Here is a 14,856-nt window from a genome sequence, read left to right as displayed (position 1 = left end):
GCTAACTCATTCTTTCTGCTTAAAAATTTTTAAAAAATTAGTTGACGGACCTGCGGGAGCTTTATAACATTCGCCCCGCTTGCCGAGCACAGCCCAAGTCACTGACAAGGGCCAGGCAAGAGACTTCTCACCAAGGAAGTCTCTGCTAGGGCAGCTGCCGTAACAGGCGCCCGTAGCTCAGCTGGATAGAGCATCCGCCTTCTAAGCGGATGGTCGCAGGTTCGAGTCCTGCCGGGCGCGCCATTGGCGGTTCGGCGACGGCAAGCAGGTAAGATATGGTGGGCGTAGCTCAGTTGGTAGAGCACAGGATTGTGGCTCCTGGTGTCGTGGGTTCGATTCCCATCGTCCACCCCATATTCAGCGAACGCCAGACCTCGTGTCTGGCGTTCGTCTTTCAAGCGTCTCGCGGACGTGGTGGAATTGGTAGACACACCAGATTTAGGTTCTGGCGCCGCAAGGTGTGAGAGTTCGAGTCTCTCCGTCCGCACCATTCAAGATGCACAACAAGAGACCGGCCCAGCGCCGGTTTTTTTGTGCCCGCGATTCAGCTAGCAGCTGGAACGCCATGGTTGCGCACCGTTCCCGAATAGCTGCTATCGGCCAGCAGAGCTAGTGTAGATGCCGGAACAGTGGCGCGCAGAAGACGAACGGCAGGGCGGTGCCGCACAGTAAGGTTGCCGCCCACCGCTGGTTGGTACGACCGGTAAAACCATTATCGGCGGGCACCGCCGACTCATCTTTGGCTTGCGCCTGGGGGCGAGGGGCGTCGAACAGGGTGATCGAACGGGTCAGTTGGGTTCGCATGATCCGACCTCTTAACTGTGTGCGCTAATTGTTACTGTCACCTTTCAAGAGTAATGCGCCCTCAGGGCAATGCAAGTTGCCTATGAATCAATGGATGTCAGCCGGATAGGCGGCCAGGCATTCGCTCAAGAATGGCTGCGCAGGCCTGACGCTAGCTAGGGGGCAGGCAGCGGGCGGTCAACCAAGCGTCTCGGCCAGCAGGAAGCAGGCGCCGCCGATGGCTCCGCCACTGAGCAATACCAGGCTGATCAAGGCACCGCCGACGAACTGGGCGATGTCGTCACTGATTTCGTATTCCGCTTTCATGCTCGGCTCCAGAGGGTGGATGCCGCTACAGATAGCAGTCGCGCGTTACAGCGCGACGACGTTGGGCATGCCTGGATTAGGTGTTCGCCCAGTTCAGCCAGAGGGTCTGCTCTTCGCTGAGCTGCCCGATCTCCCGCAGCGCCCGTTCGAGGTCATCCCGGACCCGGCGCTTGAGATCGGCGTTGAGATCGATTTGAGCGCTCTCGGCCAGTCGATCGGCGAGCGAGAGATCGGCGCTGAGCTGGCGCAAACGGGGGCCGACGAAATCCTTCTGCTGCATGAGCCGCTCCTGTCTCCTGATGCCGCCGAGTGTGGCATGACCCACCTTGGGCTGAACACAAGCTGGAAAAATATTGTCCAATGCGATTGGTCAAAAGTCGGACGTTAGGCGGCCCAGGTCGTTTTCAGGTCCAGGACGGTAAGCTTTTTAGAGGTAAGAAGAGATCATGAGCGGAAGTTCGACACGCCAGTTGCTGGTGTTGACGGCAGGCTTTGGCCTGCTGGTGGTGGCTGCGGTGGCGACCACGCACAAAGGCGATTCGACAGCCAGTGAGCCAGCCGTCGTGGCGACCACCACGCCGCCAGTCGCAGCGCATGCGCCCACCACGGGCACCCACGCCGTCGCTGACGAACACAAGCAGGATCTGGACAGCTTCCTGGCCCAGGCCGCACTGGCGCCCTGTGGCGCCTCGATGCCGGCGACCATCACCGATCCCGCTTGCCGCGCGGCCATTGAGGCCCATGCGCGACGTGCGGGCTATGGCGATGAGGAAGTCCTGGCCTATCTGGACGCCCGTCGCCCACGATGACGGCTGATTCATAGTTCCAGCTGTTATAAGCAAAGACTCTTTCAATATATCTCGGCATAACCTGAGTGGTTATCCTGTGCGGCCGCAAGATGAGCCGACAACGGCAATTGGGGCTGTAATGGAAGTTGGGGCAATGGGCTTCGTGATCGCGGGGCTGGTGGTAGGTTTCATCGTGGGTATGACAGGGGTAGGCGGTGGGTCCCTGATGACGCCCATTCTGCTCTGGTTCGGCATCAACCCGGCCGCGGCCGTGGGCACCGATCTGCTCTATGCCGCCATCACCAAGGCGGGCGGCGTCTTCGTCCATCAACGTAATCGCAACATCGATTGGACGGTGACCGGCTGGCTGGCCGCTGGCAGCGTACCCGCCGCGGCTCTCACACTCCTCGCGCTGGCTTTGCTCCCGGGTGATCAACACGCCACCAATGCGCTCATCAAGCATGCCCTCGGTATCGTGCTGCTGCTGACCGCCCTGGCCATCCTGTTCAAGCAACAGATTTTCGCCTTTGCCAGCCGGCATGCCGGCGACAGATTTCACCTGAGTGCGGGGCGTCTCAATGCCCTCACGGTGCTGACCGGTGCGGTGCTGGGCTTCATGGTGACCCTGACCTCCATCGGCGCCGGCGCCCTGGGCACGGTGGCGCTGTTCCTGCTCTATCCGCTGATGGCGACTCGGCGCCTGGTCGGCACCGAGATCGCCCATGCGGTGCCCCTGACCCTGGTGGCGGGACTTGGGCATGCCGGCCTGGGCAATCTGGACTGGCATGTGCTGGGCTTTCTGCTGTTGGGCTCACTGCCAGGCATCTTCCTGGGCAGTCACCTGTCGGGGCGGGTACCGGATGGCGTGCTGCGGCCCTGTCTGGCGGTCATGCTATTGGTCATAGGCATCAAGCTGGTGGTCTGAAGGCGTCTGGCCAGTATGGGGGTCGTTCGTCGGACGACCATTGGCGATTCCACCAGCGGAAAACAGTTCTAGGATAGGCAGCGTTCAATTTGTTATCGCGATTGCCGATAACCTGATTGTCGAGTCCCCTTCCTGGAGCTGCCCATGTTTTCCGAATCTGTCACTGTCGACGATACCTCCGCCTATCATGCCTTGCGTCAGGCGCTGGACCGTTCTCTGGCAGTGATCGAATTCGATCTGCAAGGCACGGTGCTGCACGCCAATGACAACTTCCTGCAGGCCTTCGGTTACCGCCTGGAGGAAGTCAGCGGCCGGCATCATCGTCTGTTCTGCCCGCCAGGGGTGGTGGAGAGCGAGGATTATCAGCAGTTCTGGCAGACCCTGGGGCGCGGCGAGTTCCACAGCGGCGTCTATCGGCGCCAGCACAAGGATGGCAGCCTGAGGTGGATCCGCGCCACCTACAATCCGCTGCTGGATGCCGAGGGACGACCGCAGCGCATCATCAAGTTCGCCACCGACATTACCGAGAGTCGCCTGCAGGCGGTGGAGTACGAGGGCAAGATCGCTGCCATTCACCGCTCCCAGGCGGTGATCGAATTCGACCTGCAGGGCAATGTGCTCTGGGCCAACGACAATTTCCTCGGCATGACCGGCTATGCGCTGGAGGAGTTGCGCGGCCGCCATCACAGCCTGATGTGCCCGGCCGACTATGCCCGTTCGCCAGAATACGCGCTGCTGTGGAATCGCCTGGGACAGGGTCTCTTCGATACCGGGGTCTACAAGCGCATTCGCCGGGATGGCCGGCCGATCTGGATCCAGGCCACCTACAATCCCATCCTCGACAGCGACGGTCGTCCCTACAAGGTGGTGAAGTTCGCCACTGACGTCACCGACGCGCAACTGCAGGCTGCCGAATTCGAAGGCAAGATGGCCGCCATCGACCGCGCCCAGGCGGTGATCGAATTCGATCTGCACGGCAACATCCTCTCCGCCAACGAAAACTTCCTGTCCGCCCTGGGTTACAGCCTGGACGAGGTACGTGGCAAGCATCACCGGATCTTCTGCGAACCCGAGCATGCCCGTTCGCCGGGCTATCGCCTGTTCTGGGAAAAACTCGGTCGGGGCGACTTCGATGCCGGCCTGTACAAGAGACGCGCCAGCGACGGCCGCCAGGTATGGATCCAGGCGACCTACAATCCCATCCTCGACGCCGAGGGCAAGCCCTACAAGGTGGTCAAGTTCGCCAGCGACGTGACCGAGAGCCAGCTGCGCAACAGCGACTACGAGGGCAAGGTGGCGGCCATCGACCGATCCCAGGCCATCGCCGAGTTCTCCGTCGACGGCACGGTGCTCACCGCCAACCGCAACTTCCTGCTGGCCCTGGGTTACCAGTCCGACGAGGTGGTGGGCAAACACCACCGCCTCTTCTGCTCCGACGACTACGCCCGTTCGGCCGAGTACCGATTGTTCTGGGATAAGTTGGCGCGCGGCGAATTCGACGCCGGGGTGTACAAGAGGCGCAACAGCCGGGGTGAGGAGATCTGGATCCAGGCCACCTACAACCCCGTCTTCGACGCCGACGGCAAGCCGTGCAAGGTGGTGAAGTTCGCCGTGGACATCACCGAAAGCCAGATTCGCAACAGCGACTATGCCGGCAAGGTGGCGGCCGTCGACCGCGGCCAGGCGGTGATCGAATTCGACCTGACCGGCAAGATCCTCGAGGCCAACCGCAATTTCTGGCGACCCTGGGCTATCGCCTGGAGGAGATCCGCGGTCAGCACCACCGCATCTTCTGCGAGGCCGACCACGTCGCCTCCAGCGAATACCGCGAATTCTGGGCGCGGCTGGCCCAGGGCGAGGTGTTCGGCGGCCGCTTCATGCGCCTGAGCAAGTTCGGTCAGCGCATCTGGATCCAGGCCACCTACAACCCGATCTTCGATGCCGAAGGCCAGGTCCACAAGGTGGTGAAGTTCGCCACCGACATCACCCGCCAGGTGGAGATGGAGCAGCATGTGCGGCAGAAGATCGAGCAGATGAATCTCTCGCTGCACGCCCTGACCCGCTCCATCAACCAGATCGCCGAGACCACCGACGACGCCAACCGCATGGCCCGCCGCACGCTGGAGGAAGCGGAGCGCGGCTCCCTGACCTTGACGCGCTCGCTGGACGCAATGGCGGCCATAGGCACCACCGCCGGCGGCATCCAGGACATCGTCCAGGTGATCAGCGATATCGCCAACCAGACCAACATGCTGGCCTTCAACGCGGCCATCGAAGCCGCCCGCGCCGGTGAGCATGGCCTGGGCTTCTCGGTGGTGGCCGACGAGGTGCGCAAGCTGGCCGAGAAGTCGTCCCAGGCGACCAAGGAGATCAACAAGCTGATCCTGGAATCGGTCAAGAGCATCGCCCAGGGCAGCGAAATCTCGCGCAGCGTGGGCGAGGCCTTCGGGCTGATCGCCGAAGGGGTGGGCAAGACCCAACAGTCCATCGAGGCGATCAACGGCTCCACCGCCGCCCAGCTCGACGATGCGGCGCGGGTCAATCAGTTGATCCAGGAGCTCGATGCGGCCACCACGGTGGCGCCCATCGTCGGAGGCGCCCCTTCGTGATGCGGGGTGTCGTGCGGATCGGCGAACTGGAAGTCGCCTTGCCCGCCCAGGCCCTGGAACGCGTGGTGCCCTGGCCGGACCGCCTGGCCGCCCATCCGAGTCCGGTGCCCTGGCTGCTCGGTCTCTTCGAGTTGGGCGGTCAGCCACTGCCGCTGGTGGACGGCCATGGCTTGCTGGGGGTGCCGCCGGTCGAGCGCGAGCGCCGGATCGCCGTGATTCGCCAGGGCGGCGGTCGCTTCGGCCTGGCCATCGATAACGTGGTGGATATCCTCAGGCTGCCGGCGGACGCCATCGTGCAGCTGCAGGGGGCACCCGGGCGCCTCCTGGGGCAGGTCCACCTGCGCCCGGAAAGCGGCCGGCTGGTCCATCTGCTGGACCTGGAAGCCCTGGCCGCCTTGCCAGGCTTCGAGGTCAGCGCCGACGTGCCCCACGCCCATCGGCAGGGGGCCAGCGCTGGCAAGGATGGCGAGCGGCTCTATCTGCTGTTCGAATGCGACGGGCGCCGCCTCTGCCTGGATGCGGCGGTGGTGCAGGAACTGGTGGATCGACCGCAGCTGGCGCCTAGCGAATTCGCCAGCGACAGCTGTCGCCACCAGGTGCAGTTACGCGGCAAGACGTTGCCGGTGCTGGAGCTGTCCGCACTGTTGGGGCTGACCACGCCCGGGCACAGTCGCCGTGAGCAACTGCTGGTGCTGGCGGCGGGCGACCAGGGTCAGTATCGGGTGGCCTTCGGTTTCGAGCGGCTGCTCGGCATGTGGCGACGGGATCCGGCGCAGTGCGCGCCGCTGCTCGGCTTTGGCCTGGAGCAGCCCGAGCTGTTGTGCGGGGTTTTCAGCGCAGCGGATGGCGAGACGGCGATCGTGATCGATCACCTGGTCCTGGGTTGCCAGGCGGCGGCGGTCGCCTATGCGCGGATCTATCGCACCGACCGCGATCTGTTGCAGGAGGAACGGCGCCAGCTCCGCCGCCAGCCCTGTCTCACCTTTCTCGCCGAATTGCTGTTCGCCGTCCCGCTGGAGCAGGTGGCCGAGGTCTTGCCCCTGCCGTCGCGCTACCTGCGCCTCGGGCAGCGGGATCCGCGGCTGCTGGGGGTGATGGAGGTCCGGGGCCAGCAGATCACCCTGGTGTGCCTGCGGACCCTGACCGGTGCGCAGAGGGTCGAGTCCGGTCCGGGCGATCAGGTGATCGTGGTGGAAGGACAGCGCCAGCGCCTGGGCTTCGTGGTACAGCGGGTGGAGGCCATCGAGGCCTTTACCGACCTGCGGGCGGATGCTCTGGCGCGCAGCTGGCAATTGCCCGGGGAGGGCGGGGCGATGCCGGCACAGCGGGCGCAGAGCTGGGTGGGCGTAAGTACCGGAGGCAACAGCCGCCAGGCCACCCTGATCGATCTTGGCGCGCTGGTGCATCGCCTGGAGCGACAGGCCCGCCAGGCCGTGCCCGAGCCTGGGCCCGCGACTATTTGACTCGACCGCTCGTCACTTCGCTGAGCGGTCGGGTAACGGATTGCCCGCGCCTTTGTCGACCTCGGCGGAGTTCGTTATCAAAGCGGTGGCGGCAGGCTAGAGCCCGTCGCGCTTTCCAGCCGGCACCACGGGAAGCGCATCGTCGACGCTTCTCCTGACGTGTCCGCGTCCAGCGTTCATCAGCACCTGGTCAAGAAATCTCGCGGCGCGTCGAACCAGAGAAAGACACAGCTTTCCTGGGTGATCCCATGTTCAACTCCGCACTCAAACGCCGTATCGCTGATCTCGAAGCCGAGCTGGCCGAGCACCGTCAGCTGCGCGCGGCGTTCTGCAATGATGCCCTTTGCCTACTGCTGGACGCCCAGGGCCGGATCGAAGACTTCAATGACAATTTCGCCCAGTGCCTGGGTTACGCGCCGGGTAGCCTCACCGGGCGCAACCTGGACGACATCATTCCGGACTACGTGAAGAAGCTGGTCTGCTATGGCGATCTGAAGCGCAGCTTCAACGAGGGTCGCCAGGCCAGTGGCATCTATCGGCTACTGCGCGGGACGGGTGGCGTCGCCTGGCTCTATGCGATCTGGACGCCCGTGCGCGACACCCAGGGCCAGGTCAAACAGATCCGCTGCTATGCCTATGACCGTACCGAGCAGGTGGAAACTTCCACCGAGCACTCGGGCATCATCAATGCGCTGCTGAGATCCACCGCGGTGATCGAATTCAACCTGTCCGGCGAGGTGCTCACCGCCAACGAGCGCTTCCTGCAGGGCATGGGTTATTCGCTGGCGCAGATCGTCGGCAAGCATCATCGGATGTTCTGCAGCCGCGAAGAGTCGGAGTCCGCTGACTATCGCGTCTTCTGGGAGCGGCTCAATCGTGGCGACTACGTCGCCAGTCGCTTCAAGCGCATCGACAGCCATGGCCGCACGGTCTGGCTGGAAGCCTCCTACAATCTCGTCCTCAACACCCGCGGCGAGCTGTACAAGGTAATCAAGTTCGCCACCGTCATCACCGAGCAGGTGGAGCAGGAACTGGCCGTGGCCGAAGCCGCGCGGGTCGCCTTCGACATCTCCCAGACCACCGATGAAAGCGCGCGCCAGGGCGCGTCCGTGGTGCAGGACACGGTAGCGGTGATGACCCGCATCGCCGACGAGATCCAGGTCGCCGCCAACGGCATCGAAGACCTCGGCAAGCAGTCGCTGGTGATCAGCGCCATCGTCAAGACCATCAGTGGCATCGCCGAGCAGACCAATCTGCTGGCGCTCAACGCCGCCATCGAAGCCGCCCGGGCCGGTGAGCAGGGGCGTGGCTTCGCGGTGGTGGCGGACGAAGTCCGGCAATTGGCCGGGCGCACCAGCAAGGCCACCGAGGAGATCGTCGGGGTGGTGCAGCAGAACCAGCAACTGGCGCAGACCGCGGTCAGCAACATGGCCGCCAGCCGGCAGCAGGCGGAGCAGGGGCTGCACCTGGCCAGCAACGCCGGGGTGCGCATCACCGAGATCCAGGATGGCGCCCGCCAGGTGGTGGGCGCGGTCAGCCAATTCGCCCGCCGGCTGAGTTAGGGCTGTTCGCCCCAGCCCGGGGCGCTGTACCACTCATAGCCCGCGGTCGTGAGCTCCAGCCAGCGGCCCTGGTGGATGACCATCCGGGTCGCCACCTCCGGACTGGCCAGGCCGGCGGCTACCAGCAGGCTGCGGATCAGAGCACCGTGGGCCACCAGCAGGGTGGGGCCCTGGAGCTCCTCCAGCAGCGGGCGCACCCGCTCGGCGGCATCGGCATAGCTTTCGCCACCGGATACCCGAAAGGTATAGGGCTCGGCGGCGCGTCGGGCGTGCTGCTCGGGATAGCGCTGGGCGATGGTGGGCATGTCCAGGCCCTCCCAGTCGCCAAAGGCCTTTTCCGCCAGGCGCGCATCACGGGCCAGGCTTCTTGGCGTGCCTGGCAGCTGCGCTAGGATCAGATCGAGCGTTGCGCTGGCGCGTTGCAGCGGACTGCTCAGGCAGGCGAAGCGAGAGATGTCGAGGCGGTCGCGCAGGGCCAGGCCTACGGCTTCGGCCTGAGCACGACCGCGCGCGTTGAGCGGTATGTCCTGGCGACCCTGGAGGCGGCCGCTGGCGTTCCAGTCGGTTTCGCCGTGACGGATCACCAGCAAGGGAGAAGGGAAGGGCAAGGGCATCAATCCAGAGCAGTGGGCAGGGTAAGGATGAATCTCAAGTGACCGGCTTCCAGGCGCGCGACCAGGCTGCCGCCATGGCCGCGGGCGATTTCCTGGGCGAGATAGAGGCCCAGGTCCAGGCGGGCGGGCTGCGCAAGGTCGGCCCTGGTCAGCGCCGGCTGGAACAGTTGACTCAGGGTGCCAGGTTCCACCACGGCGGTGCTGCTTTCCACGATAAGGCTGTAGCAGCGATCCTTGATCGCGCCACGCAGCAACAGGTTACCCCCAGAAGGATTGCGGGAAGCGACCTGCTCCAGCACGGCGTCCAGCGCCTGCAGCACCCGCGGCAGATCCAGGCGCAAGGCAGCCGGTAAGGCCGGCAATTTGCTGCTCAAGGTCTGCCCGGGAAAGCGCGTCTGCAGCGTGGCGAACAAGCCTAGGAGCTGCTCATTGAAGCCGTCAACCAGCGCCGGTTTCAGGGGCAGGCCATGGCCCAGGCGCGCGCGGACGAAGTCGGCGGCCACGCCGCTGCGTTCGGCCAGGCGCTGGGCCTCGGTGTGCCAGTGCCGCATCTGGGATGCGTCCGCGTGCAGGTCCTGCGCAGCCAGCGCCTGCAGCGGGCGCTGCAGATCCTCCTCCAGCAGTACCAGCAGTTGGTCGTGCAAGGGCGTCAGATCCCGGTCGACGCGCGCACCGGGGCTTTCTTCGCGACGCTGTTCTTCGCGGGCGAGCAATTCACCCAGCAGGCGGGCGAAACCGTCCAGGGTATCGATCACCGAGCGCTGCTCCAGCAGCGGCCTGGGCTGGGGATCGAAGGCGCATAGCGTCCCGAAGAAGGTCCCGTTGGGACGAAATACCGGGACCGATAGATAACTCTTCCAGCCATAGAGGCTGGGTGCCGGATGATCGCAGTAGGTGGGGTTCCGGGTCACGTCGCTGATGATCACGGCGTCGTGGGAGGAGCGCACGTGGTTGCACAGGGTGGACTCGAGATCCAGTTCGGCGCCGGGTCGCAGGCCGAAGGCGATACGATCCTCCACCGCGCAGGCGATCCAGCGCTGCTCGGTGACCTCGGCAACGGTGGCGACCCCAAGGCCGCTGACATCACAGACGACGCGCAGGAGCGCCGCGACGGAATCCAGGGACGCCATCAGCTCGATGCTTTCGACGGTACTGGAAGGTTGGCTGGGCATGACGCTGTAGTTCTCTGACGGACAGGCCCTGAACGCTAGGCCAAGAGACGGCCGAGGGCAACCGTGGCCCTGCCATGCCACCCGATTGACCGTCCGGACGGTCAGGTCTCGTCTAGCCGATCAGGTCGGTGGCGTAGGCCAGCACCGTGAGGCAGAGCAGCAGCAACAGCAGGTTGGCTGGGGTAATGCATTTCATTGGGGGGATCCTCTCACGCAAAGGCTTTTCCATGTCCAGGTACGCCTGGGACTGCCATGCCGGTGCTGGGGATCTCGCGGGGTGGAGCGGGTACGTTCATCTCTGCGTCTCGATACTGCTGGCAAAGGACAGGAGTCGGAACGCCACTGTCGCTGTTCGTTCAGCCGCTGCCAGAGGAGGTGCGACATCTGGTCGAAGCGGCAGTGCGAGCGGTTCGCAGTTGCCAAGCGGCAGGCGAGCCGGTAGCGTGGCGACCCATGCGAACCTTTCTTTGCCCCATCAGCGCCTATTACTACTGCCTGACCAACATCGGGTGGTAGGTACTGCGCTGCATGACCGAACCGCCTAGGGCGGCTCGGTCAAGGCAACTTCTCCCGGTCTCCCTGGCACCGTCCAGCCACAGGAGACCCCATGGACAGCACCACGCAAGACCTGCTCACCACCCTCGAAGCCCGCGGTTTCATCCACCAGACCACCGACCGGGACGGCCTTGCGCGCGCCTTCGCCGCAGGGCCGGTGACCGGCTATCTCGGCTTCGACGCCACCGCCGACAGCCTCCATGTCGGCCATCTGCAAGGCCTGATGCTGATGCGCTGGCTGCAGCGTGCCGGCCATCCCATCCTCTTGCTGATCGGTGGTGCCACCACCCGCATCGGCGACCCCAGTTTCCGCGACAGCAGTCGCCCGGTACTCACCGACGGCCAGATCGCCCTGAACATGGCCGGCATCGCCAAGGCCTTTCACCGCTATCTCGAAGTGGGCGATGGCCACGGTCGTGCCCAGGTGGTGGACAACGCCGAGTGGCTCGACGGCCTGGGCTACCTGGATTTTCTCGGCGCCGTCGGCCGGCATTTTTCCATCAACCGGCTGCTCACCTTCGATGCCATCAAGAATCGTCTCGACCGCGAGCACTCGCTGTCCTTCGAGGAATTCGGCTACACCCTGTTGCAGGCCTATGACTTCGTCGAGCTGTCGCGGCGCTATGGCTGCACCCTGCAGCTGGGTGGCGCCGACCAGTGGGCCAACATCATCAACGGCGTGGAGCTGTCGCGCCGTCAGGGCGGCCCTCAGCTCCATGGCCTGACCATGCCGCTGCTGGCCACCCGTGATGGGCGCAAGATGGGCAAGTCGGCTCAGGGTGCGGTCTGGCTCAACGAGGAGCGGCTGTCGGCCTTCGACTTCTGGCAGTTCTGGCGCAACTGCGACGATGCGGACGTCGAACGTTTCCTGGCCCTGTTTACCGAATTGCCATTGGACGAGGTCCGCCGACTGAGCGCCCTGGACGGCGCCGAAATCAACCTGGCCAAGACGGTGCTGGCCAACGAGGCGACGCGGCTCGCCCATGGCGAGGTGGCACAGCGCGAGGCCGAGGCGGCGGCTGCCGATGTATTCGCCGATCGAGACGGCGCGGGTCACCTGCCGGAAATCGCCCTGACTCGCAAAGAGCTGGAAGGGGGCGTCAGCCTGGTCGAGTTGTTGGTGGCAGCCGGGCTGCAACCTTCGCGCAGTGCGGTGCGTCGCCTGGCGGAAGGCGGTGGCCTGCGCCTGGACGAGCAGCCGGTGATGGATCCCAATATCCGTCTGGCGCTGACGGACGCCGGGCGGCGGGTAAGTCTGGGCAAGAAAAGACATTTGCGCATCACGTTGACGGACTGAGGAGAAGGCTATGAATGTCTGGGTGATCGGTGCCTCGCGGGGCATAGGTTTGGGGCTGGTGGAACGCTATCTGGCGCAGGGTGCCCAGGTGTTGGCGCTGGTGCGAACGCCGAACGCCGCGTTGGACGCTCTGGTGGCGACTGCCAAGGGACAGCTGAGGGTGGTGACCGGCGATCTGTGCGATCCCGACCTCGGCACACGACTGCTGGAAGAGTTGCGTCCTGGCTCGCTGGATCGGCTGATCGTCAATGCCGGCATCATGGGGCCGGTAGAAGAGGACGGGCAGCGGGCGACGGTCGCGCAGCTGGGCGAGCTGTTCCTCACCAATGCCGTGGCGCCCCTGCGGTTGCTGGACGCCCTGGCGCCGCGAATGGCCGCCGAAGGAGTGGTGGCCTGTCTGAGTTCGCAAATGGGCAGCGTCAGCCTGGCGCGGTCCGCCGAGATGCCGCTCTATGGCGCCAGTAAGGCAGCGCTGAACAGCCTGCTGCAAAGCTGGGTGGCCGGGCGGCAACCGGCCTTTACGGTGCTGGCGCTGCATCCGGGCTGGGTCCGCACCGAGCTGGGCGGGGCACGCGCCCCGGTCGAAGTCGCCGATAGCGTCGCTGGTCTGGTCGCGACGATCGAGGCCCGGGCTGGCCAAAGGGGCAGCGCCTTCTTCGACTACCAGGGCCAGGCCTTGCCCTGGTGAGCCGGTGGCCGGATCGCTCAGGCGCGCTGAGCGATCCGGCCCTTGTCCGGCTGCGGGCGAGGGTCGAAGATGCGGGCATTACCCCCCTGGGAGTGCCCTCATGCGCATCGATGATCGAACCTTCCTGGTGACCGGCGCGGGCTCCGGCCTCGGCGCGGCCACCGCCGGGCTGCTGGTGGCGGCAGGCGCCCGAGTGGCGTTGCTGGACCTGCAGGCCGATGCCGTGCAGGCCCAAGCCGAACGACTGGGTGATCGGGCGCTGGCGCTGCCGGTGGACGTGACCGATGCCGAGGCCCTGAGCGCCGCCATCGACCGTATTATGGAACGCTGGGGCAGTCTGCAGGGCGCGATCAACTGCGCCGGTATCGTCGGTGGCGCCCGCATCCTCGGGCGCAACGGTCCCCATGATCTCGCCGCCTTCGCCCGTATCGTCACGGTCAACCTGGTGGGCAGCTTCAACGTCCTGCGCCTGGCCGCCGCGGCGATGGCCAAGGGTGAGGCCGATGCCGGTGGCGAGCGCGGCGTGATCATCAACACCGCCTCCATCGCCGCCTTCGACGGCCAGATCGGCCAGGCGGCCTATGCGGCCTCCAAGGGCGGTGTCGCCGCTCTCACCCTGCCGGCAGCGCGCGAACTGGCCGGGCAGGGCATCCGGGTCATGACCATAGCGCCGGGTGTCTTCGAGACACCCATGATGGCCGGCATGACCCCCGAGGTCCGCGAGGCCCTGGCCGCCAACGTGCCCTTTCCGCCGCGGCTCGGTCGCGGCGAGGAATTCGCCGCCCTGGTCCGCCACATCATCGAGAACTCCATGCTCAACGGTGAGGTGATCCGTCTGGACGGCGCCCTGCGCATGGCCCCGCGCTAGGAGAATCGCCATGAATGATCCCATCGTCATCGTTGCCGCCGCCCGTACGCCCATGGGCGCCCTGGGTGGCGAGCTGGCCGCGCTGTCAGCGCCGCAACTGGGCAGTACCGTGGTCCGCGCGGTACTGGAGCGGGCCGGCTGGTCGCCCGAGCGAGTCGACGAGGTGCTGCTGGGCTGCGTCCTGCCCGCAGGCCTTGGCCAGGCACCGGCACGCCAGGCGGCGCTTGGCGCCGGTCTGGCCCAGAGCACGCGCTGCACCACCCTGAACAAGATGTGCGGTTCGGGCATGCAGGCGGCCATCCTCGGTCACGACCTGCTGCGCGCCGGCAGTGCCGAGGTAGTGCTGGCCGGCGGCATGGAAAGCATGAGCCGTGCGCCTTATCTGCTGGAAAAGGCCCGTAGCGGCTATCGCCTTGGCCATGGCGCCCTGATCGACAGCATGTTTCTCGACGGCCTGGAAGATGCCTATGAACCCGGGCGCCTGATGGGGACCTTCGCCGAGGATTGCGCCGCACGTCTGGGCATCAGCCGCGAACGCCAGGATGCCTATGCTCAGCAGTCTCTCGCACGGGCACGTCAGGCCCAGGCCAGCGGCGCCTTCGCCGCCGAGATCGTCCCGGTGGAGGTGGTGACGCGCAAGGAGACCCTGCGCCTCGACACCGACGAGCAACCCCGCCGCGCCGACCCTGCGCGGATTCCTACGCTCAAGCCGGCTTTCCGCGAAGGCGGCACCGTGACCGCGGCCAATGCCAGCTCCATCTCCGATGGCGCGGCGGCGCTGCTGCTGATGCGCGCCAGCAGGGCCGCGCGGGAGGGCCTGACCCCGCTGGCGACCATCCGTGGACACGCCGCCCATGCTGGGGCGCCGGGCGACTTTCCCACCGCGCCCATTGGCGCCATTCGCACGCTGCTCGAGCGCATCGACTGGCAGTTGGCGGATGTCGACCTGTTCGAAATCAACGAAGCCTTCGCCGTGGTGGCGCTGGCCGCCCAGGATGCCCTGGGGCTGGACCCGGAACGGCTGAACGTGCACGGTGGTGCCTGTGCCTTGGGCCATCCCATCGGTGCCTCCGGCGCGCGCATCCTGGTGACCCTGATCCAGGCGCTGCGCCAGCATGGCCTGCGGCGTGGCGTAGCCGCCATCTGCATTGGGGGCGGCGAGGCTACGGCCATGGCCCTGGAACTCAACGACTAGACAAGGACAA

At 65.5% G+C, this 14,856-nt stretch carries 14 protein-coding genes, 3 tRNA genes and 3 pseudogenes; 15 read left to right on the top strand and 5 right to left on the bottom strand.

What is annotated here, in order from left to right:
• Positions 1-166 precede the first annotated feature (166 nt).
• The 3 genes from LRS53_RS13690 to LRS53_RS13680 all read left to right on the top strand — a co-directional run bounded on the left by LRS53_RS13690 (position 167) and on the right by LRS53_RS13680 (position 490).
• Positions 167-243, top strand: a tRNA-Arg gene (locus tag LRS53_RS13690).
• A gap of 35 nt (positions 244-278) precedes the next feature.
• Positions 279-354 (top strand) — tRNA-His (locus LRS53_RS13685).
• 51 nt (positions 355-405) lie between these two features.
• Positions 406-490: transfer RNA gene (locus LRS53_RS13680), tRNA-Leu, on the top strand.
• A 119-nt stretch (positions 491-609) separates the two neighbouring features.
• Here LRS53_RS13680 and LRS53_RS13675 read toward each other — a convergent pair.
• The 3 genes from LRS53_RS13675 to LRS53_RS13670 all read right to left on the bottom strand — a co-directional run bounded on the left by LRS53_RS13675 (position 610) and on the right by LRS53_RS13670 (position 1,390).
• Positions 610-804, bottom strand: a complete 195-nt coding sequence (locus tag LRS53_RS13675) for a hypothetical protein (protein ID WP_231356279.1) — start codon at positions 802-804, stop codon at positions 610-612.
• A 177-nt stretch (positions 805-981) separates the two neighbouring features.
• Positions 982-1,110 carry a hypothetical protein gene (locus tag LRS53_RS23645; RefSeq protein WP_017642804.1) on the bottom strand — a complete coding sequence of 43 codons (129 nt, stop codon included), beginning with the start codon at positions 1,108-1,110 and terminating at the stop codon, positions 982-984.
• Positions 1,111-1,186: 76 nt separating this feature from the next.
• Positions 1,187-1,390, bottom strand: coding sequence for a hypothetical protein (locus tag LRS53_RS13670; RefSeq protein WP_017642805.1), 204 nt, complete (start codon positions 1,388-1,390; stop codon positions 1,187-1,189).
• A gap of 166 nt (positions 1,391-1,556) precedes the next feature.
• Between LRS53_RS13670 and LRS53_RS13665 the strand changes: the two genes are divergently transcribed.
• The 8 genes and pseudogenes from LRS53_RS13665 to LRS53_RS23945 all read left to right on the top strand — a co-directional run bounded on the left by LRS53_RS13665 (position 1,557) and on the right by LRS53_RS23945 (position 8,457).
• Positions 1,557-1,919, top strand: coding sequence for a hypothetical protein (locus LRS53_RS13665; RefSeq protein WP_064307150.1), 363 nt, complete (start codon positions 1,557-1,559; stop codon positions 1,917-1,919).
• A 118-nt stretch (positions 1,920-2,037) separates the two neighbouring features.
• Positions 2,038-2,823 carry a sulfite exporter TauE/SafE family protein gene (locus LRS53_RS13660; RefSeq protein ID WP_231356277.1) on the top strand — a complete coding sequence of 262 codons (786 nt, stop codon included), beginning with the start codon at positions 2,038-2,040 and terminating at the stop codon, positions 2,821-2,823.
• Between the two features lie 144 nt (positions 2,824-2,967).
• Positions 2,968-4,392: pseudogene (locus tag LRS53_RS23965) on the top strand (PAS domain-containing protein); the annotation flags it as partial.
• Positions 4,393-4,412: 20 nt separating this feature from the next.
• Positions 4,413-4,772: pseudogene (locus tag LRS53_RS23960) on the top strand (PAS domain-containing protein); the annotation flags it as partial.
• Between the two features lie 51 nt (positions 4,773-4,823).
• The gene (locus LRS53_RS23955) at positions 4,824-5,432 is read left to right on the top strand and encodes a methyl-accepting chemotaxis protein (protein WP_442968525.1); all 609 of its coding nucleotides are present in this window, start codon (positions 4,824-4,826) and stop codon (positions 5,430-5,432) included.
• Positions 5,432-6,895 (top strand): chemotaxis protein CheW, encoded by a 1,464-nt coding sequence (locus LRS53_RS13645; RefSeq protein ID WP_231356793.1) that lies wholly within the window; start codon positions 5,432-5,434, stop codon positions 6,893-6,895. Before LRS53_RS23955 ends, LRS53_RS13645 begins: the two co-directional genes overlap by 1 nt.
• Positions 6,896-7,143: 248 nt before the next feature.
• Positions 7,144-7,914: pseudogene (locus tag LRS53_RS23950) on the top strand (PAS domain-containing protein); the annotation flags it as partial.
• Positions 7,915-8,457, top strand: coding sequence for a methyl-accepting chemotaxis protein (locus LRS53_RS23945; protein ID WP_442968523.1), 543 nt, complete (start codon positions 7,915-7,917; stop codon positions 8,455-8,457). It begins immediately after the preceding pseudogene.
• Here the strand turns inward: LRS53_RS23945 and LRS53_RS13635 are convergent.
• Together LRS53_RS13635 and LRS53_RS13630 are read right to left on the bottom strand one after the other, a co-directional pair.
• Entirely contained in the window at positions 8,454-9,065 is a 612-nt protein-coding gene (locus tag LRS53_RS13635) for a histidine phosphatase family protein (protein ID WP_231356272.1), read from the bottom strand. The two genes, LRS53_RS23945 and LRS53_RS13635, sit on opposite strands and share 4 nt — an antisense overlap.
• 5 nt (positions 9,066-9,070) lie before the next feature.
• Complete coding sequence (locus tag LRS53_RS13630) at positions 9,071-10,243, bottom strand: GAF domain-containing protein (protein WP_231356270.1); 1,173 nt, start codon at positions 10,241-10,243, stop codon at positions 9,071-9,073.
• A 607-nt stretch (positions 10,244-10,850) separates the two neighbouring features.
• On the opposite strand from LRS53_RS13630, the gene tyrS reads away from it, so the two are divergent.
• The 4 genes from tyrS (at position 10,851) to LRS53_RS13610 (ending at position 14,846) form a co-directional block, all read left to right on the top strand.
• Entirely contained in the window at positions 10,851-12,095 is a 1,245-nt protein-coding gene (gene tyrS, locus LRS53_RS13625; protein ID WP_231356268.1) for a tyrosine--tRNA ligase, read from the top strand.
• Positions 12,096-12,105: 10 nt separating this feature from the next.
• Positions 12,106-12,783, top strand: a complete 678-nt coding sequence (locus tag LRS53_RS13620; protein WP_231356266.1) for an SDR family oxidoreductase — start codon at positions 12,106-12,108, stop codon at positions 12,781-12,783.
• A gap of 100 nt (positions 12,784-12,883) precedes the next feature.
• Positions 12,884-13,651 carry an SDR family NAD(P)-dependent oxidoreductase gene (locus tag LRS53_RS13615; protein WP_231356264.1) on the top strand — a complete coding sequence of 256 codons (768 nt, stop codon included), beginning with the start codon at positions 12,884-12,886 and terminating at the stop codon, positions 13,649-13,651.
• 10 nt (positions 13,652-13,661) lie between these two features.
• The gene (locus LRS53_RS13610) at positions 13,662-14,846 is read left to right on the top strand and encodes an acetyl-CoA C-acyltransferase (protein WP_231356263.1); all 1,185 of its coding nucleotides are present in this window, start codon (positions 13,662-13,664) and stop codon (positions 14,844-14,846) included.
• Positions 14,847-14,856: the final 10 nt, after the last annotated feature.

Source organism: Pseudomonas sp. PLB05, assembly GCF_021106615.1.
In the GTDB taxonomy this organism is placed as follows: domain Bacteria; phylum Pseudomonadota; class Gammaproteobacteria; order Pseudomonadales; family Pseudomonadaceae; genus Chryseomonas; species Chryseomonas benzopyrenica.
The sequence above is the reverse complement of the archived record's forward strand: the minus strand, read 5'-3'. Positions and strand labels throughout refer to the sequence as shown.

Coding starts and splice junctions, on each gene's coding strand:
- LRS53_RS13665 (WP_064307150.1), top strand. CDS start 1,557: ATGAGCGGAAGTTCGACACGCCAGTTGCTGGTGTTGACGGCAGGCTTT.
- LRS53_RS23645 (WP_017642804.1), bottom strand. CDS start 1,110: ATGAAAGCGGAATACGAAATCAGTGACGACATCGCCCAGTTCGTCGGC.
- LRS53_RS13630 (WP_231356270.1), bottom strand. CDS start 10,243: ATGCCCAGCCAACCTTCCAGTACCGTCGAAAGCATCGAGCTGATGGCG.
- tyrS (WP_231356268.1), top strand. CDS start 10,851: ATGGACAGCACCACGCAAGACCTGCTCACCACCCTCGAAGCCCGCGGT.
- LRS53_RS13610 (WP_231356263.1), top strand. CDS start 13,662: ATGAATGATCCCATCGTCATCGTTGCCGCCGCCCGTACGCCCATGGGC.
- LRS53_RS13675 (WP_231356279.1), bottom strand. CDS start 804: ATGCGAACCCAACTGACCCGTTCGATCACCCTGTTCGACGCCCCTCGC.
- LRS53_RS13620 (WP_231356266.1), top strand. CDS start 12,106: ATGAATGTCTGGGTGATCGGTGCCTCGCGGGGCATAGGTTTGGGGCTG.
- LRS53_RS13615 (WP_231356264.1), top strand. CDS start 12,884: ATGCGCATCGATGATCGAACCTTCCTGGTGACCGGCGCGGGCTCCGGC.
- LRS53_RS13645 (WP_231356793.1), top strand. CDS start 5,432: ATGCGGGGTGTCGTGCGGATCGGCGAACTGGAAGTCGCCTTGCCCGCC.
- LRS53_RS23955 (WP_442968525.1), top strand. CDS start 4,824: ATGGAGCAGCATGTGCGGCAGAAGATCGAGCAGATGAATCTCTCGCTG.
- LRS53_RS13660 (WP_231356277.1), top strand. CDS start 2,038: ATGGAAGTTGGGGCAATGGGCTTCGTGATCGCGGGGCTGGTGGTAGGT.
- LRS53_RS13670 (WP_017642805.1), bottom strand. CDS start 1,390: ATGCAGCAGAAGGATTTCGTCGGCCCCCGTTTGCGCCAGCTCAGCGCC.